The 18,293-nt window shown below is 65.8% G+C and carries 17 protein-coding genes and 1 tRNA gene; 3 read left to right on the top strand and 15 right to left on the bottom strand.

The annotated features are described in order from the left end of the window. Positions 1-5 precede the first annotated feature (5 nt). The gene (cysK, locus tag FJW03_RS24620; protein WP_140765772.1) at positions 6-1,094 is read right to left on the bottom strand and encodes a cysteine synthase A; all 1,089 of its coding nucleotides are present in this window, start codon (positions 1,092-1,094) and stop codon (positions 6-8) included. Positions 1,095-1,349: 255 nt separating this feature from the next. Between cysK and FJW03_RS24615 the strand changes: the two genes are divergently transcribed. Then, positions 1,350-3,338, top strand: coding sequence for a BTAD domain-containing putative transcriptional regulator (locus FJW03_RS24615; RefSeq protein WP_140765790.1), 1,989 nt, complete (start codon positions 1,350-1,352; stop codon positions 3,336-3,338). Positions 3,339-3,436: 98 nt separating this feature from the next. Continuing rightward, positions 3,437-3,613, top strand: a complete 177-nt coding sequence (locus FJW03_RS24610; protein WP_181176298.1) for a hypothetical protein — start codon at positions 3,437-3,439, stop codon at positions 3,611-3,613. A 41-nt stretch (positions 3,614-3,654) separates the two neighbouring features. Here the strand turns inward: FJW03_RS24610 and FJW03_RS24605 are convergent, their stop codons facing one another. The 12 genes from FJW03_RS24605 to FJW03_RS24550 form a co-directional block, all read right to left on the bottom strand. Beyond that, positions 3,655-3,963, bottom strand: coding sequence for a UBP-type zinc finger domain-containing protein (locus FJW03_RS24605; RefSeq protein ID WP_140610637.1), 309 nt, complete (start codon positions 3,961-3,963; stop codon positions 3,655-3,657). 86 nt (positions 3,964-4,049) lie between these two features. After that, positions 4,050-5,747: an FAD-dependent oxidoreductase gene (locus FJW03_RS24600; RefSeq protein ID WP_140765770.1), complete on the bottom strand. Its 1,698-nt coding sequence runs from the start codon at positions 5,745-5,747 to the stop codon at positions 4,050-4,052. Between the two features lie 179 nt (positions 5,748-5,926). Further along, positions 5,927-6,469 (bottom strand): cytochrome b, encoded by a 543-nt coding sequence (locus FJW03_RS24595; RefSeq protein WP_140610635.1) that lies wholly within the window; start codon positions 6,467-6,469, stop codon positions 5,927-5,929. 289 nt (positions 6,470-6,758) lie between these two features. After that, positions 6,759-6,843 (bottom strand) — tRNA-Leu (locus tag FJW03_RS24590). A 288-nt stretch (positions 6,844-7,131) separates the two neighbouring features. After that, positions 7,132-7,752: a 2,3-bisphosphoglycerate-dependent phosphoglycerate mutase gene (locus tag FJW03_RS24585; protein ID WP_140765767.1), complete on the bottom strand. Its 621-nt coding sequence runs from the start codon at positions 7,750-7,752 to the stop codon at positions 7,132-7,134. A gap of 33 nt (positions 7,753-7,785) precedes the next feature. After that, positions 7,786-8,628, bottom strand: coding sequence for a 4-hydroxy-tetrahydrodipicolinate reductase (dapB, locus tag FJW03_RS24580; protein WP_140765765.1), 843 nt, complete (start codon positions 8,626-8,628; stop codon positions 7,786-7,788). After that, positions 8,625-10,484: an ABC transporter ATP-binding protein gene (locus FJW03_RS24575; protein ID WP_140765763.1), complete on the bottom strand. Its 1,860-nt coding sequence runs from the start codon at positions 10,482-10,484 to the stop codon at positions 8,625-8,627. Before FJW03_RS24575 ends, dapB begins: the two co-directional genes overlap by 4 nt. 132 nt (positions 10,485-10,616) lie before the next feature. Next, entirely contained in the window at positions 10,617-11,642 is a 1,026-nt protein-coding gene (locus tag FJW03_RS24570; RefSeq protein WP_140765761.1) for a glucokinase, read from the bottom strand. 177 nt (positions 11,643-11,819) lie between these two features. Next, positions 11,820-12,905, bottom strand: a complete 1,086-nt coding sequence (mepA, locus tag FJW03_RS24565) for a penicillin-insensitive murein endopeptidase (RefSeq protein ID WP_140765759.1) — start codon at positions 12,903-12,905, stop codon at positions 11,820-11,822. A gap of 121 nt (positions 12,906-13,026) precedes the next feature. Next, a complete protein-coding gene (locus FJW03_RS24560) occupies positions 13,027-13,911 on the bottom strand; it encodes an SDR family oxidoreductase (RefSeq protein ID WP_226890457.1) in 885 nt (294 codons plus the stop codon). A gap of 212 nt (positions 13,912-14,123) precedes the next feature. Continuing rightward, positions 14,124-15,278: a tRNA epoxyqueuosine(34) reductase QueG gene (gene queG / locus FJW03_RS24555; RefSeq protein WP_140765757.1), complete on the bottom strand. Its 1,155-nt coding sequence runs from the start codon at positions 15,276-15,278 to the stop codon at positions 14,124-14,126. After that, a complete protein-coding gene (locus tag FJW03_RS24550) occupies positions 15,259-15,951 on the bottom strand; it encodes a glutathione S-transferase family protein (protein ID WP_140610628.1) in 693 nt (230 codons plus the stop codon). The genes queG and FJW03_RS24550 overlap by 20 nt, the downstream gene beginning before the upstream one ends. Positions 15,952-16,112: 161 nt before the next feature. On the opposite strand from FJW03_RS24550, the gene FJW03_RS24545 reads away from it, so the two are divergent. Continuing rightward, on the top strand, positions 16,113-16,919 hold the full coding sequence (locus FJW03_RS24545) for an undecaprenyl-diphosphate phosphatase (RefSeq protein ID WP_140765755.1): 807 nt from the start codon (positions 16,113-16,115) through the stop codon (positions 16,917-16,919). Positions 16,920-17,015: 96 nt separating this feature from the next. Here FJW03_RS24545 and FJW03_RS24540 read toward each other — a convergent pair whose 3' ends face one another. Both FJW03_RS24540 and rsmI read right to left on the bottom strand, forming a co-directional pair. Beyond that, entirely contained in the window at positions 17,016-17,393 is a 378-nt protein-coding gene (locus FJW03_RS24540; RefSeq protein WP_140765788.1) for a YraN family protein, read from the bottom strand. Further along, a complete protein-coding gene (rsmI, locus tag FJW03_RS24535) occupies positions 17,386-18,291 on the bottom strand; it encodes a 16S rRNA (cytidine(1402)-2'-O)-methyltransferase (protein WP_140765753.1) in 906 nt (301 codons plus the stop codon). Before rsmI ends, FJW03_RS24540 begins: the two co-directional genes overlap by 8 nt. Positions 18,292-18,293 lie beyond the last annotated feature (2 nt).

The following is an 18,293-nucleotide window of genomic DNA, read 5'->3' as shown; positions in this document are numbered from 1 at the left end:
TCCTGTCAAGCCGCCGGGAACTGGCAGCCGGGCGTCGAGCGCGACAGCGCCGTCTCCTCGGCGTCCATTTCCGCCTCGATGCCGTCGAAGAGCGGCGTCGACATGTAGCGTTCGCCGGTATCGGGCAACATGCACAGGATCACCAATCCGGCCGGCGCCTTCTCCGCGACCTGCCGCGCCACGGCGAAGGTGGCGCCGCCGGAAATGCCAGTGAAGATGCCTTCCTTCTGCGCCAATGCCTTGGCCCATTTGATGCCTTCGGGTCCGGCAACCGGCATCACCTCGTCATAGAGGCTCGCGTCGATCGCTTCCTGCAGCACGTTGGGGATGAAATCCGGAGTCCAGCCCTGGATCGGATGCGGCTCGAAAGCCGGATGACTGGCGGCGGGAGCGCCATCGGCGCCGCGCTGCTGCGCCTTGCCGCTGCCGATCAGCTGCGCATTGGCCGGTTCGGCGAGTACGATGCGGATGTCGGGCCGCTCGCGGCGCAGCACGCGCGCCACACCGACGACGGTGCCGCCGGTGCCATAGCCAGTGACGAAGCAGTCGAGCCGCGAGCCGGCGAAATCATTGATGATCTCGCGCGCCGTCGTCGCTTCGTGGATGGCGGCATTGGCGGCGGTTTCAAACTGGCGGGCGAGGAACCAGCCATTGGCCTCGGCCAACTCGACCGCTTTCTTGTACATGCCGAAACCCTTTTCGGCGCGCGGCGTCAGCACCACCTTGGCACCCAGCATGCGCATCAGCTTGCGGCGTTCGACCGAAAAGCTGTCGGCCATGGTGACGACCAACGGATAACCCTTCTGTGCGCACACCATGGCAAGCCCGATGCCGGTGTTGCCGCTGGTCGCCTCGACGACCGTCTGGCCCGGCTTCAGCGCGCCGCTGCGTTCGGCCTCCTCGATGATGTTGAGCGCCAGCCGGTCCTTCACCGAGGCGCCCGGGTTGAAGAACTCGGCCTTCACGTAGATCGTCGCGTGCGCCGGTGCGAGGTTGTTGATGCGCACCGCCGGCGTGTCGCCGACCGTGTCCACGATGCTGTCGAACAGCCTGCCGCGCCCGGCGGTGGTCCTGATCTTTTGCCTATTCAACATCTTTGATCTCCTCGATCGTGATCGTCTTCAATTTCACGGGCCGGTTACAGACCGGCGGTTTGGGCGGCGAGGTTTCGAGACCTTGCCAAGCTAGGGCTGACGTGCCGGCGATGCGGCAATGGCCGCAGCCAGCGGGGATACCCGCCTTCGGATGCGCGTTGTCGGTTTCGGTGATACACAAGAGGCCGACAGGCCAGCGTGGGAGCAGGCGTGGAAACGCACGTGGAATCCGCCCGGTCGAGGCAGGACGGCGAGATGCCGGGCCTGTCCGTGCGCCTGCTCGGATCGCTGACGATCTCCCGCAACGGCGTGCCGGTGGCACTGCCGGCATCGCGCAAACTGCGGGCGCTCTTCGCCTATCTGGCGCTGGCGCCGCATCCGGTCGGGCGCAGCCGCCTGTGCGAGCTGTTCTGGGATGTGCCCAACGATCCTCGCGGCGAGCTGCGCTGGTGCCTGAGCAAGCTGCGCGGTGTGCTCGACGCGCCGGAGCGGCGCCGGGTGTCTACGCAGGGCGACATGGTTGCGCTCGATCTGGACGGTTGCCTCGTCGACGCGCTGGAGATCAGCCGGGCCACGGCGCAAGGAATCGGCACGCTTGGTCGGGAGCGGCTGCGAGGACTGGTCGGGCTCTTCGCCGGCGATTTGCTCGACGGGCTGGAGCTGGAGCGCAGTCCTCTCTTCAACAGCTGGCTGATCGCCCAGCGCCGCCGCTTCAACTCGTGCCACGTGGCGGTGCTGGAACAGCTCGTCGAAAGCCTGCCGCCGGATTGCGACGAGACGATCGGCCATCTCGACCGGTGGGTGGAACTGGCGCCGTTCGACGGGCGCGCCCATGTGACTTTGCTGGCCAGCCTGCACCGACGTGGCGAGATCGGCGCGGCCGAGCAGCACCTGACGGCGACCGAACAGCTGTTTCAATCGGAGGACCTGGATTTCGCACCGCTTCGCGCGGCGTGGCGGGCGATCCGTGACCAACGGGCAAGCGCCGCGCAGCAAGCGCAGCCGGCCTGCCTGTCCCCGGCATCGCAGCTTGTCGCCACTCCAGGTGATGATGGCCCGGTCGAGCCGAGCCATGCGTCATTGGCAATCATGCCGTTTGCCGAGGAGAGCGGTGCGCGTGGCGGACTGGCCGATGGTTTGACACACGACATCATCACCCGTCTCGCCAAGCTCAGGGATTTCTTCGTCATCGCGCGCGGATCGGTGTTCGCACTGGCCGAGAAGGCCATCGCGCCCGAGGAGGCTGGCGGAAAACTGAACGTCGACTATGTCGCCACCGGCACGGTGCGCAGCCTGGCCGGCCGGGTGATCGTCGGCGTCGAGCTCGTCGCGGTGCGCACGGCCAGGATCGTCTGGGCCGAGACATTCGAGCGCCGGCCCGACGACATCTTCGCGGTGCTGGACGACATCGGCGACAGCATCGTCTCGTCGATATCGGCCGAGATCGAAACGGTCGAGCGCAACCGCGCCATGCTGAAGGCGCCCAATTCGCTCAACGCGTGGGAAGCCTATCATCGCGGCCTCTGGCACATGTACCGCTTCACCCAGGCGGAAAACGAGCAGGCGCGGCATTTCTTCGCCCGGGCGCTGCAACTGGACCCGACCTTTGCCCGCGCCTATGCCGGCCTGTCCTTCACCCACTGGCAGAACGCTTTCCAGCGATGGGGCGACCGCGACCGGGAGAGCGCGCTGGCCTTCGAGAGCGCCGGCCACAGCCTGCTGGTCGACGACCACAATCCGGCCGCGCACTGGGCGATGGGGCGGGCGCTATGGCTGCGCGGCGCGCAGGACGGCTCGCTCGTCGAACTGCAACGGGCGGTGGATCTCAGCCCCAATTTCGCGCTTGGCCATTATGCGCTGTCCTTCGTCCACTCGCAGTCGGGCGATCCGCGGGCGGCGATCGGCTCCTCCGACCATTCGCGCCATCTGAGCCCCTTCGACCCGCTGCTGTTCGGCATGCTGGGGGCAAGAGCCATGGCGCATGTCCGGCTCGGCCAGTTCGGGGAAGCGGCCGAATGGGCGCTGAAGGCGGCGGCCCGGCCCAATGCGCACGCCATCATCCTGGCGATCGCCGCGCACTGCCTGGCGCTGGCCGGCCGGCTCGACGAGGCGCGCGGCTTTGCCGCCGCAATCCGCAAGACATTGCCGCACTATTCGAGCGAGGATTTTATCGGGACGTTCCGTTTCGAGCCCGACGCGGAAGCCCTGTTCCGGCAGGGCGCGAGGCGGATCGGGCTGGGCTGAGACCGGGCTTGAGTCCCAACCAGTTAACAAAGCCGGAAGGAGTTGCTTAACCGTTCACGGTTATGTGACGCCTTGGGGAGCATGACAAAGTGAGTATGATGAGCAACAGCCCCGAAAAGCGCAACGAATGGCGTGCCATTCTTCATGTCCAGGCCCGAATCGCCGTCCTGTTCGTCCCGGTCGTGGCCAGCCTGCTGCTCATCGCGGCCCTTGCCGGCAACGACCGCAAATCCGTTCCCGACGTCGACCGCACCGTCACCAGCTCGGTGCGATAAATCAGGCCGAACCAGCTTTGCTCCCCGGCTCTCCGGAGCCCTCAGTAAAACCGCGGGATCGGTCCGTTCTGCGGCGTGGTGCGGTCGCCGAGGTCGAGAAAGATCTCGTCGACAAAGCACCATCCCCAGCCTTCCGGCGGATCATAGCCCTCGATGACGGGGTGACTGGTGGCGTGAAAATGCTTGGTGGCGTGGCGGTTGGGCGAATCGTCGCAGCAGCCGACATGGCCGCAGGTTCGGCAGAGCCGCAGATGCACCCACCACGATCCGCTCTTCAGGCACTCCTCGCAACCGAGTGCGCTCGGCGTCACGTCCTTGATCCCAGCCGCATGTTTGCATTCGTCCGCCATCACACTCTCCTGGCCAGTTGAGGCTCAACTACATCTCTGGCGCAATTCCCCCGGGGAAAGCGTCAAGCGGTTTTCCAGGGAAAGCGCTACGCGCTTTCCCTGGAATTGCTCTCAGTGGCATGACTGCCGTCCCGCGCCAGATAAGCATGCAAGGCCGCGACCACCTGGGCACCCTCGCCGACAGCCGCCGCGACGCGCTTGACCGAGCCGCAGCGCACGTCACCGATGGCGAACACCCCGCTGCGGCTGGTCTCCATCAGGCCGTGCCCATCTCCCAACTCCGACCCGGTGCGGATGAAACCCTTGGCATCCAGCGCCACGTTGCATTGCGCGAGCCAGTCGGTGTTCGGGTCGGCGCCGATGAACAGGAAGAGATGGCGGATTGGGCGCGTCGTTCCCTCGCCGCTGACGCGGTTGCGCCAACGCACGCTGGCAAGGTTGCCCTCCTCGCCCTCCAGCGCTTCGATTTCGGTCTCGGTCAGCACCTCGATGTTGGGCTGCGCCCTGATGCGCTCGACCAGGTAGCGCGACATGCTGGCATCGAGGCTGCCGCCGCGCGCTAGCAGCACCACTTTGCGCGCATGGCTGGCCAGGTAGACGGCCGCCTGCCCGGCCGAATTGCCGGCGCCGACCAGCGCCACCTCCTGGCCGGCGCAAAGCCGCGCCTCGATGGGCGAGGCCCAGTAATGCACGGATGTTCCCTCGAACCGCGACAGGTTGGCAATATCGAGGCGGCGGTAGCGCGCGCCGCTGGCGATCACCACGCTGCGCGTCCGCACGGTCTCACCGTCGCCGACATCGAGCAGGTAACGGGCACCCGACATATCGGGCGCGGCGCTCAGCAGCTTGGCCTCGTCGGGGATCACCATTTCGACACCGAACTTCTGCGCCTGATTGTAGGCGCGCGCCATCAGCGCCATGCCCGTAATGCCGGTCGGGAAGCCGAGATAGTTCTCGATGCGCGAGGAGGCGCCGGCCTGCCCGCCGAAGGCACGGCAATCGAGCACGATGGTCGACAGCCCTTCGGACGCGGCATAGACCGCCGCGGCGAGCCCGGCCGGTCCGGCGCCGACAATGGCCACGTCATACACCGTATCGGCATCGATCGGCCTGACCAGGCCGATGCAGCGGGCGAGGTCCTTCTCGCCGGGGTTGAGCAGCAGCCTGCCGTTCGGACACAGCACCACCGGCAGATGATGCGGATCGACGTTGAAGCGCTCGACCAGGGTTTTCGCGCAGGGGTCGCTGCCGGAATCCAGCACCCGGTGTGGCAGGCCGCTGCGGCGCAGAAAACCTTGCAGCCGCAACACGTCGGCATTGTCGAGCGGTCCGATGATGATAGGCCCGCTGGTGGCGCTTTCGAGCAGTCCGACACGGCGCAGGATCAGCGCCCGCATGATGCGCTCGCCAAGATTGGCCTCCTGAACCATGAGGTCGCGCAGCCTCCGCGAGGGGATGACGAACGCCTCGACCGGCTCGGCGGCCTCGGCATTGACCAGCGAGGGGCGGGCCGAAAGCTGCGCCAACTCGCCGACGAAGCTGCCTGGACCGTGGGTGATGAGCGTTTCACGCCGGCCGAGCCTGCCATCCTGGGTAATGTCGACGCTGCCCGACAGGACGACGATCAGGCCGGGCGCTACGTCGCCGGCCTTGACGATGTGCTCGCCGGCGGCATAGGCGCTGGCCTCGCCGAACCGGCGCATGCGTTCGATGTCGGCCTCGGCCAGCGTCGGGAACGCCTGATCGCGACGGGTCGAGAAGATCGGGTTGACGGTTTGCGACATGGCTGCGAGCGTAGCGCCTCGCCCGGACAGTTTGAAGCGGTTTGTTCAGCGCCTAGCCGGGAGGGGAGGTTGGTTGCTGGCCGCCAAGCCGTCGCGCCGCGATGACGGGATCGGGGAGACTTGAAACCAACGTCGCGATTCGCAGCCGAAGAACAATCGCCCGGGATTTGACGCCGCATTCAGGAGCCCGCCGTCTCCGGCAGCATGCGCTTGAGCACATCGTCCCTGCGGATGAAATGATGCCATAGCGCCGCCGCCGCATGCAGTCCGGCAAGAATGAGGATGAGATTGGCGCACAGGCTGTGCAACTCTCTTATGAACCGGCCCGTGTCGCGATCGGGCGCAACCGGAGCCGGAACGGTGAAAAGGCCGAAAAAGCTCAGCGCGTCACCCCTGTACCAGGTGAGCAGGATGCCGAGGACCGGAATGGCCACCAGCAGCGCGTAAAGCAGCAGGTGCGCGACCTTGGCCGCCCATCGTTCCAGTTCTGACATTTCCCCCGGCAACCCGGGCGTTCCCAGTGCCAGGCGCAGGCCGAGGCGGATCACCACCAGCGCGAACAGCAACATTCCGAACGAGATATGGAGCCACCAGACGAGCGCACGGCCGGGATCGCCGCGTGGAAAGAGGTCCGCCACATAGGTCAGGCCATAAAGCCCGATGACCAGCAGAAACACCGCCCAATGCATGGCCTTCTGCGCGTTTGTGTAGGTGGGATTCATCTGAGCCTTCCGATTTCTGCATCGTTTCCAAACTAGCCGCGATCATGTCAAAGCTTTGTCGTGCCGAGCCCTTTGGCCGTACTTGAACGACCAGCGGCGATCCTGCCTGCGAGTGTTGCAGGATCGGAAACCGTGATCGCGGTCGGACGAACATTGGAACAGGGGACCTGTCAGTTCGCTGACAGTCGGTGGCGGTCCGGCAACGACGCTTCAGACAAAGAAAAAGCCCGGCGAACCGGGCGTCTTCTCTTAGGGTCTCTGAACCGTCGAACGATTCGAAACGGGAATTTGGTGCCCAGAAGAGGACTCGAACCTCCACTCCTTGCGGAACACGGACCTGAACCGTGCGCGTCTACCAATTCCGCCATCTGGGCTGGTGCGGGCTCAATAAGCGGGCAAGCGATTGCTGTCAACGCGCTTTTTTCAAGGGTAGCCGGCTCCTATGCTGTTAACGTCGGCGCTGCCCCTCACCTGCCTGCCGGCATCCTCTCCCCGTAAACAGGGCGAGGGGCGCTCTCACCGGCGATTTCGCCAATCGCCAGCGTCGCAGAAATGGCGCCAGCGTCGCGGCCAGCTTCTTTCTCCCCATTCACGGGGAGAAATGCCCGGCAGGGCGATGAGGGGCAGCGCCACGTCCATAATTGGCGGATGCGACTGACCTGTCAGCCCTCCAGCACTTCCTTCGAAGCCACGGTCGAATCGGCGTTGAGCGTGTAGATGACCGGCACGCCGGTGCCGAGCTCCAGCTTGACGATCTCCTCGCCGGACTTGCCGTCCAGCGCCATGATCAGCGCGCGTAGCGAATTGCCGTGCGCCGCCACCAGCACGGTGCCGCCGCGCAGCACATGTGGCTGCAGGTCGTGCAGGTAATAGGGCCAGACCCGGGCGCCGGTGTCCTTCAGGCTCTCGCCACCAGGTGGCGGCACGTCGTAGGAGCGGCGCCAGACATGCACCTGTTCCTCGCCCCATTTCTTTCGGGCATCGTCCTTGTTGAGGCCGGAGAGGTCGCCATAGTCGCGCTCGTTCAGCGCCTGGTCGCGGATCGTCTCCAGGTCGCTCTGGCCAACGGCGTCGAGAATGTGCTGGCAGGTCTTCTGTGCCCGCGTCAGCGCCGAGGTGAAGGCGATGTCGAACTTCAGGCCGCGCGCCTTGAGCTTCTCACCGGCGGCCTTGGCTTCGGCGTGGCCCTGCTCGGTCAGATCAACGTCGCGCCAGCCGGTGAACAGGTTCTTCAAGTTCCATTCGCTCTGGCCGTGGCGGACGAGCACGAGAGTTCGCGACATGTTTGCTCCCTTTGGTTTTGGGGTTGGACGGTCTCAGGCGAGCCCAAGCACGTCCCGCATCGAATACAGTCCGGGCTTCTTGCCACGCGCCCACAACGCCGCCTTGATGGCGCCGCGGGCGAAGATGGCTCGGTCCTCGGCATGGTGGGCGAGGGTGATACGCTCGCCGGTGCCGGCCAGGATCACGCTGTGGTCGCCAACCACCGAGCCGCCACGCAGCGTGGCGAAGCCGATCGAGCCGGTCTTTCGCACACCTGTGTGGCCGTCGCGTGAACGCACGTCATTGCCGGCCAGCGCCACGCCGCGCCCGGTGGCGGCGGCCTCACCCAGCAGCAGCGCGGTGCCCGAGGGCGCGTCGACCTTGTGCCTGTGGTGCATTTCGAGGATCTCGATGTCGAAATCGTCGGCGTCGAGCGCGCGTGCCGCCTGTTCGACCAGCACCGCCAGAAGATTGACGCCGAGGCTCATATTGCCCGACTTGACGATCGTCGCGTGGCGAGCCGCCGCGGCGATCTTCGCGTCGTCGTCGGCCGAACAACCTGTCGTGCCTATGACATGGACGATGCGTGCCTGCGCCGCGTAGCCGGCGAATTCGACGGTCGAGGCCGGCGTGGTGAAATCGAGCACGCCATCGGCCTTGGCGAAGACCGGCAGCGGATCATTGCCAATCGCCACATCGATACGGCCGACGCCGGCGAGTTCGCCGGCATCCTTGCCCAGATGAGGCGAATCCGCACGCTCGACCGCGCCGATGACCCGGGCGCCCGGAATGCTGTGGATGGCGCGGATCAGCGTCTGGCCCATGCGGCCGGCAGCACCCACCACCACAAGGCCCATATCGGTTGCCGGCTTGTCGTTTGCTGACGTCTCGCTCATGCCGTGCTCCCGGCGATTCTTTGGGTTTCGATGTCGTGAACCGAAGTCTGGATCGGCGCGCTGTCGTCGACAAGCCCCAGGCCCTTGACGCCCTGTATCCGGTGGAAACGGGCATAGACGCTGTGCGGATCAGCCATCAGCGAGGCGTGCGTGCCCTCTTCGACCAAGTGGCCCTGCTCCAGCACGATGATGTGGTCGGCATTGACCACCGTCGACAGCCGGTGCGCGATGACGATGGTGGTGCGCCCTTCCATGACCTTGGTCAGCGCCTGCTGGACGCGGGCTTCGGCCTCGTTGTCGAGCGCCGAGGTCGCCTCGTCGAGCAACAGGATCGGCGCCTGCCGCACGATGGCGCGGGCAATCGACACGCGCTGGCGCTGGCCGCCTGAGAGCGTCGCGCCGTTCTCGCCGACCGGCGTGTCATAGCCTTGCGGCTGCTGGCGGATGAACCCGTCGGCCGCTGCCTGCTTCGCCGCCTCTTCGATCTCGGCATCGGTTGCGGAGGGGCGGCCGTAGCGGATGTTGTCGCGAATGGTGCCTTCGAACAGATAGGGCGCCTGCGACACATAGGCGATGGAGCCGCGCAGCGACTGCTTGGTGACCTTGGAAATGTCCTGGCCGTCGATCTCGATCGTGCCGGATTCGATGTCATAGAAGCGCTGCAGCAGCGCCACCAGGGTCGTCTTGCCGGCGCCCGAGGCACCGACGATCGCAGTCATCTTGCCGGCGGCGGCGACGAAGCTCAGGTTTTGCAGCACCGGCATGTCCTCGACATAGCGGAAGGACACGTTGTTGAACCGCACTTCGCCAGTGGTGAAATGCGCCTCGGTTGCATCGGGCGCGTCGCCCTGCTGCGGCTCTAGGTCGAGCAGCTCGTAGATCATGCGCGCATTGACCAGCGCGCGCTCCATGCCGACCTGCATGCGCGCCAGGCGTCGCGCCGGGTCATAGGCCAGGATCAGCGCGGTGATGAAAGAGAAGACGGCGCCCGGCGGCTGACCAAGAACGAGTGCCCGGTAACCGGAATAGGCGATGACGGAGGTAACGGCGAGGCCGGCCAGCATGTCGGAGATCGGCGCCAGCCGTTCCGACACACGGGCGATCTTGTTGTTGCGCTGCTCGGCCGTGTCGGCCATGGCGCCGATGTGGCGCGCAAGCGCGTCCTCCATGGTGAAAGCCTTGACGATGGCGATGCCTTGCGTGGCTTCCTGCACGGCCCCGATCAGCCGGGAATTGATCAGCACGGATTCCCGGGTGATGCGCCGCACGCGACGGGTGAGATAGACAACGGCCCAGATCAGCGGCGGTCCGATCAGCAGCGAACTGAGCGACAGCACCGGATCCTGATAGACCATGACGCCGACAAGGCCGACCAGTGTGACCGCGTCACGGCTGATGGATGTCAGCGTCAACGACAACAGGTCGCGGATGCCGCCGACGTTTTCATTGACCTGTGCCGCCAGCCGGCCTGAACGCGTGTCGTTGAAGAAGCCGACACCGAGCTTCATCAGATGGTCGAAGATGCGCTTCTGGTAGCGCGCCACCAGATTGTTGCCGATCTTGGCCAGCGCGACCGCCTGGCCATAGCCGGCGAAGCCGCGCAGCAGGAAAGCCGCCATGAAGCCGGCGCAGATCCATACGATCGCGTCGCCACGCCGTTCGTAGAAGATCTGGTTGACCATCGGGGCCATGATCCAGGCGGTGAAGGCAGTCGTACCCGAAACGATCAGCGAGCACGCGATGACCATGGCATAGGTCCAACGGTAGTCACGGCTGTTTTCCGCGAGAATGCGGCGGAGCACCGCTGTGACCTGACCGGGCGTGGCCTTCTGCTTGTTTGGAGCTTGAAAAGTCAAATCGTGAGCTTCGTGGTTTCCGCCTGGGGCCGGGCTGCAATTCGGCACTCCTCTTAGCGCCATGCGGCCGGCTTGCCTATGCCCGCGGCTGATTAACTTCGTCGCGGGCAGCGCGTCCTCGAGGCGACGCCACTAGGCCTGCCAGCGCCGGCCCTCCGTCTGGACGCCGAACAGCGACGGGGTCCTGGCATAGGCGGCAAGGCCGAGAAGTGCCGCCAGCGGGTGGGTGATGACATAGACAGGCATGGAGCGCATCAATTCGCTGTGCGGCGCCTTGTCCTCGAAGGCGGCGCGGAAATTGCCGGCCTTCAGCGCCGGCACGATTTTCTGCGCGATGCCGCCGGTGAGGAAGACGCCGCCGCGGCTCATGAACACCATTGCGAGATCGCCGGCCGTGCGGCCGAGGCAGGTGACGAACATCGACAGCGCTTCCTCGGCGACCGGATCGGTCTTGGCCAGCGCCGCCGCCGTGATCTCCGCCGGCGTGGTGAAGGGCGCCGGTTTGCCGTCCGCCCTTGCCACCGCCCGGTAGGCATTGACGAGGCCACGCCCACTCAGGATCTGCTCGCCCGAAATGCGTCCCTCGAGCTTCTCGATATGCGGAAAGACCTCGAAATCGCGGGGTGAGCGCGGGCCGATGTCCATGTGGCCGCCCTCGCCGGGCACCGGGATCCAATGGTGCAGCGCGTAGACCAGGCCGGCAACGCCGAGCCCGGTCCCCGGGCCAAGCACGACGCGGCCGGCATTGGGCTCAGGCGTGCCGCCGCCGATCTTTTCCATATGCTCTTCGCCCAGCGCCACGACGGCCAGCGCCTGCGCCTCGAAATCATTGAGCACGACGATGTCGCTCAGGCCGAGGCTCGAAAACATCTGCCTCGGCTTGACGATCCACGGGCAGTTGGTGAGCTCGATCTCGTCGCCGTCGACCGGGCCGGCCACCGCCAGAACCGCCGAATTCGGACGAATGGATGAGCGGTCCAGCACCGCCGCCTGGATCGCCTCGTCGATGGTGTTGTAATTGGCGGTCTGCACGATCGTCGGCTCGCCGGCTTCGGAATTGGCGTCGAGCACGATCGAGAAGCGCGCATTGGTGCCGCCAATGTCGCCGATCAGGATCGGAAACCGCAACGACGTGTCGATATCGCTTACGCTTGGCATGCTCTCGTCCGTCTCCGGCGCCCCTGACGGCGTATCGCCGTTCTTCCGTTGACTAGCGCATGAGTTTGAAAAGGGAAACGGTTTTCGAACCCGGCAATGCGCTGAGACAGTTTCTGCGGCCAAACAGCCACTCTTTCGCGGAAAATGGCACCCTAAACCGATTGAGCGACGCGACGATCAGTTCGCGGGCGGTCGTGGGCGCGGCACCGGCACGCCGACCTCGGGCGTCGTGAAAGCGTTCACCGCGCCTGGCAAGCCGGCCGTGCCGCTGGCCGTGGTGGCGGGCGGTGAAGGCGCTTCCGGTTCGGGCGCAGCGACCGCGACGGCGTCGCCACGGTAGGTCGCCGCCTCGGCCGATTCCGGCCCAGGCGCGTCGAGCACGAACTGGCATTGCTTGGGCAGGTTCGCCATCGTCATCAGGTCGCGGGCTTTCGGCGCATCCGGATTCTTGTTGGGCCGCCATGGCTCCTGCGTGAACCACCAGGCCAATGGCTTGCCGCAACCGTCATCGGCCGGGGTCGCCTCCTGCCCCTTGCAAGCGGGCGAGCCCGGTTGGCAGCCGATGCGGATGTGGAAGTGGTAGTCATGGCCCCAGAAGGGCCTGATCTTGCGCAGCCAGGAGCGGTCGCGGGTGACGGTGTCGCAGAGCTTCTTCTTGATGCCCGGATTGACCAGAATGCGCTCGACTTCGGGGTAGCTCGCGGCGCGCTTCAAAAGCCGCGTATGCATCGGCTTCCACAGCGCGTCGTTCACCAGATGGGTCTTTTCATCGACCATCAAGGTGGCGCTGATGTTTTCGCGTTCGCTGGGGGTCAGCTTGCGGTCCGGCATCGGCGTCAGCCAGATGTCGGCATCAAGGCCGATCTGGTGCGAGGCATGGCCGCTCAGCATCGGGCCGCCGCGCGGCTGCGAAATGTCGCCGATCAACAGGCCCGGCCAGCCGTCGGACGCCGCGTCGCGCGACAATTTCTGGATCAGCGCGATCATCGCCGGGTGCCCCCAGCGGCGGTTGCGCGAGGGCCGCATCACCTCCCAGTTCATGCCGTCCATGGGCAGCGCGACGCCGCCGGCAAAGCAGCCCTTGGAATAGAAGCCGAAGGATTGCGGGGCGGTCACTGTGGGCAGTTTCGCAGCGCCGAACAGGTCTTTCGCGCGCTCCTCGGCGGAGCCCGGTTTGGTTGTAAGGCCTGTGAGCAGAAGCAGGCCAAGCGCAGCCGCCAGCAGTGATTTTTTGCCCAGGGACGACCGCGTCGCTGTCTTCATGAACCGGATCCCACCACAATCCAAGCCCGAATCATAGCACGCCGCGCCCGGCGTTTCGATCGCTCTACCTCTTGGCGCAATTCCGGACGGAAAGCCGTTTCACACTTTTCCTGGAATTGCTCTAGCCCTTCATCGGGCTGCGCGGCTCGCCGTCGCGCCAGTCGCCGCTTGCCCACATATGGTCGAAGGCGGCGCGGTAGTCGGGAAAACGAAAGCTGTAGCCGGCGGCCTTGATCGCCGCATTGGCGACGCGCTTGTTCTCGCCATAGAAGGACCGCGCCATCGGCGAAAGCTGGGCGGTCTCGAAGGGAATTTCGGGCGGCGCCTCGACGCCCATCAGCGAAGCGGCATAGGCGACGACATCCTGCGGCGGCGCCGGCAGGTCGTCGGTGACGTTGAAGATGCCCCCTTTGCCGGCTTCGATCAGCTGCCACAGCGCGCCGGCAATATCGTCGCAATGGATGCGGTTGAACACCTGGTCCGGCTTGACCAGCCGCCTGGCGGTGCCGTTTTCCAGATTGACCAGCGCATTGCGGCCCGGGCCGTAAATGCCGGACAGGCGCAGGATTGCCACCGGCCGGCCGATATCCCCGCCGAGTTTCAACCAGTCCTGCTCGGCGGCCACCCGCATGACCGAGCGTTTCGACACCGGGCGGCACGCGGCCGTTTCGTCGACCCAGGCGCCGCCATGATCGCCATAAACGCCGACCGTGGAGAGGTAGCCGATCCATTCCAGCGCAGGCATTTGAGCGATTGCCGCGCGGGCGGCTTTCAATACGGGATCGCCGTCAGCTTCCGGCGCGATCGAGATCACCAGATGCGTGGTTTTCTCCAGCGCTTCGCCGATTTCATGCGTCAGCGCGCCATCGAACAGCAGCGGGGCGATGCCGGCCTGGCGCAGCGCTTCGAATTTGTCGGCCGAGCGCGTCGTGCCGAAAATCGTGGCTGTCCCGGTGTCTGCGCTTGGGTCATCGGAAACAAGATTCTTACGAAGTGGGACCCCCACCCTAACCCTCCCCACAAGGGGGAGGGAATGCTGCCGCGCGACATTTTCCATAAGGTCAGGCGAGTCTGAGGTCGGCACCGACAGAAATCCCCCTCCCCCGTGTGGGGACGGTTTAAGGGTAGGGGTATTCGCAGCGAGCAACCCTTGCGGGCCGGCGCGGGCAAAAGCCTTGCCCGAATAGCCGGCGCCGAAGATGAATATCCGCTGTTCACTCATGCCTGCGTCCTGTCCGGCCGCGCCAGACGCCATTCGTCGCGCACGGCGCCATCGCTTTCGGTCTTTAGGCCGGTCGCGGCCCGCTGCGAATACTCGGCCTCGGACACAAGCCGCGCCAGCGCCCAAATTGCCGCGCCCCGCACCAGGGGCGAAAGATCGCCGAGCAGTGCGCGCACGGGGTCGGCAAGTGCGGCCTCGCCGGAATTGCCGGCGGCGATCAGCACGTTGCGGACAAAACGGTCGCGGCCGATGCGCTTTATCGGCGAGCCCGAGAAGACGACGCGGAAGGCCGCGTCGTCCAGTTCGAGCAGTTCGGAGAGCGGCGGCTCGCGCAGATCATCGCGTGCGGCGAGCTTGGCCTCCGAAGCCGCGCGGGCGAACTTGTTCCACGGGCATGCCGCGAGGCAATCGTCGCAGCCATAGATGCGGTTGCCGATCGCCTCGCGGAATTCATGCGGGATCGGCCCCTTGTTCTCGATGGTGAGGTAGGAGATGCAGCGCCGCGCATCGAGCCGGTAGGGCGCGGGGAAGGCGTTGGTCGGGCAGGCATCCAGGCAGGCGCGGCAGGAGCCGCAGTGGTCGATCTCGGCCCGGTCCGGTGCGAGTTCGGCCGTGGTGAAGATGGTGCCGAGGAACAGCCAGGAGCCGTGTTCGCGGCTGACCAGGTTGGTATGCTTGCCTTGCCAGCCGAGCCCAGCGGCCTCAGCCAGCGGCTTTTCCATGACCGGTGCGGTGTCGACGAAGACCTTCACGTCGCCGCCGGCGCGCGCCACGATCTTGGCGGCGATCTCCTTCAGCCGGCCCTTCATCACCTCGTGATAGTCGCGGTTCCTGGCATAGACGGAGATGGCGCCGCGGTCGCGCTTGGCCAGCACGTCGCGCGGATCAAGGTCGGGGCCGTAATTCATCGCCAGCACGACGATCGAGCGCACTTCGGGCCAAAGCGTCGAAGGCTCGCTGCGCCGTTGCAAAGTCTCGGCGATCCAGCCCATCGAGCCGTGAAAACCGTTCGCGACGAATTCGGCCAGCCGCGCCGGTGCCAGCGGGATGGCATTTGGGGTGGTGACCGCGACGGCATCGAAGCCGGCGCGATGCGCCTCGCGGTCGATCAGCGCGCGCAGGGGTTCTTTCCTAGAAATCGAGGTCCGCATAATGCGACACCGGCGACAGGCCGCGCACACGGTCGGTCAACAGCGGCCGGAAGGAGGGCCGCGACTTCACCCGCGTATACCATTCGCGCGCCGCGGCGTGTTCGCGCCAGTCGATCTCGCCGAGATAGTCGAGCACCGAAAGCGTCGCGGCCGCCGCGAGATCGGCATAGGTGACCCGGCCACCGGCCAGCCAATGGCGGGTGCCGGCCAGCCAGTTGGTGTATTTCATGTGCTGGCGGATGTTGGCGCGCGCCGCACGGATCGCGCCCGAATCCGGCGACCCGCCGCCCGCCGTTTCCGGCATGATCGGCTTCAGCACGCGTTCGCGCACCAGATGCCGTGTGATCTCGCTTTCGGCCTTGTTCAAGTACCAGTCGATCAGCCGGCGGATTTCGGCGCGCTGCATCGGGTCCTCGGCGAACAGCCGCTTGTCGCGCTTGAGCACGCCGCGCGTCTCGTCGAGATATTCCGAGATCACCGTCGCGCCGACGATCGGCACGTCGCCTTCGGCCAGCAGGATCGGCAGCGTGCCGGCCGGGTTAAGCGCCAAAAACTCCTTGCGCCGCGTCCACGGCTTTTCCTCGATCAGCGCCAATTCCTCGCCATACTCGCCGAAGGCGAGGCGGACGAAGCGGCAGGTGGCGAACATGGGATGGTGGAAAAGCGTCAGCATGGTTCCGCGATGATAGGGCGCACTGGCGAATCGCCGGCTGCGCCGGTAAGTCTTGGCGGCCCGCAATTCGGGCCGTCACGGTGCTGCGACCTATAGGGGGACTTCGGCGCCATGACAAGCAAGCCCTGTTCTCTCGCCGTCTTCCTAATGCCGAGGTGGAAATGGAAAGCCAGACCGTCGTCGAAGCCCTGCTGCTCGGCCTGCTGGAGGGGCTGACCGAGTTCATTCCGGTGTCCTCGACAGGCCATCTCCTGCTTGCGGGCCATTTCCTTGGCTTCCAGTCGACCGGCAAGGCCTTCGAGATCCTCATCCAGCTCGGCGCCATCCTGGCCATCCTCAGCGTCTATTTCCGGCGGCTGTGGCAAATGCTGCTCGACCTGCCGCATGACCGGCTGACGCGGCATTTCGTCATCGGCATCCTCATCGCCTTCCTGCCGGCGGCGATCATCGGCGCGCTGGCGCATGACTTCATCAAGACGGTGCTGTTCGAATCGCCCAGGCTGATCTGCATCATGCTGATCATCGGCGGCGTCATCCTTTTGGCCGTCGACCGCATGAACCTCAAACCGGTCTATCGCGACGTCGAACGCTTCCCGACCCGGCTTTATCTGCAGATCGGCCTGTTCCAGTGCCTGTCGCTGATCCCCGGCACGTCGCGCTCGGGCTCGACCATCGTCGGCGCGCTGCTCCTGGGCGTCGACAAGCGCGCGGCCGCGGAATTCTCCTTCTTCCTCGCCATCCCGACCATGGTCGGCGCCTTCGCCTTCGACCTGTTCAAGAACCGCAACGTGCTGTCGTCAGCCGACTTGCCGATCATCGCCATCGGCTTCGTGGCCGCCTTCGTCACGGCGCTGTTCGTGGTCCGCTTCCTGCTCGATTACGTCTCGCGCAACGGTTACTCGCTGTTCGGCTGGTGGCGGCTGGTTGTCGGTATTGTCGGGCTGGTGGCGTTGATGATCTGGGGGTGAGGAGCGATCCGCACCCTCCGCCTTGGTCATCCTCGGGTCTCCGCGACGTCGCTCCGCTCCTGCTCCGCCCGTGGACGACGAACCTGGAATGGCCCCTCAGTTCCGCCCATAAAACGCGTTCTCGACATGCACCGGCCAGCGCCAAGGCAGCACCGCGACCATGTCGAAGCGCATCGACAGCTTCCCATAATCGAATTGGCGCGACAGCCAGATGTCGGCCGCCGCCTCGATGCGGCGCTCGGATTCGTGGCCGATCGCCTCCATGGCTTCCATCAGCGTGCGGCGCGCCTTGACTTCGACGAACAGCACCAGGTCGCCACGCCGCGCGATCAGGTCGATCTCGCCGAAGCGGGTACGGTGGCGGCGCGCCAGGATCCTGTAGCCCTTCATGATCAACGCAATCGCGGCCAGCCATTCGCCGCGATGGCCGCGCCGATAGGCTTTCTGGCGGCTGGCGCTCGGGCGCTCAGCCATCAGCGTGGACATCCCTAAGCTCCAGCAGCCGCCGGTAGAGCACCTGTTTCTGGCCGCCGGTCATCTTCGCGGCTTCCGCCGCGGCCTTTGAGGCTGGCATTTCGGCGGCGAGCGAGAGCAGCAGGCGGTCGATGTCCTCGGGCTCGTCGGCCTTGGCCTCGGCGGCGCCGACGCAGACGACGATCTCGCCTTTCGGCGTGTCGGCCGCCGCGTAGTGATCGGCCAACACCCTGAGCGTGCCGATGCGCATTTCCTCGAAAGTCTTGGTCAATTCACGGCCGATCGCGGCTTTGCGTTCGCCGCCAAGGGCTTCGGCCATGGCGCCGAGAGACTCGGCCAGCCGGCGCGGCGATTCGAAGAAGATCAACGTCGCCGGCACCGCCTTCAGCGCCTCCAGCCGCGCCAGCCGCTGCCCGGTCTTGACCGGCAGGAAACCGGCGAACAGGAAGGCATCCGATGGCAAGCCCGACGCCGTGAGTGCCGCAAGCGGCGCCGACGGGCCGGGGATCGGCACGACGCGGATGCCGTGGTCGAGCGCCTCGCCGACCAGCCGGTAACCGGGATCGGAGACGAGCGGCGTGCCGGCGTCGGAAATCAGCGCAACGCTCTGGCCGTTCTCAAGGGCCGCGATCAGCTTCGACCCGGCCTCGCCGGCATTGTGCTCGTGATAGGCGGTGGTGCGCCGGCGAATGCCGTACCGGTCGAGCAGCACACGCGACACCCGCGTGTCCTCGCAAGCGACGATGTCGGCACCGGCCAGCGTCTCCAGCGCGCGCAACGTGATGTCTGCGAGGTTGCCGATCGGCGTCGCCACCAGATAGAGCGCCGGCTCGAGCGGACGGGCCGCGATCTCGGTCTGCCCGACCACATAGCTGCGCTTGCCCGTCTCGCCAATCAATG

The sequence above is a fragment of the Mesorhizobium sp. B4-1-4 genome (assembly GCF_006439395.2).
In the GTDB taxonomy this organism is placed as follows: domain Bacteria; phylum Pseudomonadota; class Alphaproteobacteria; order Rhizobiales; family Rhizobiaceae; genus Mesorhizobium.
Note: the sequence above shows the minus strand (reverse complement) of the source record. Positions and strands in the feature narration are given on the sequence as shown.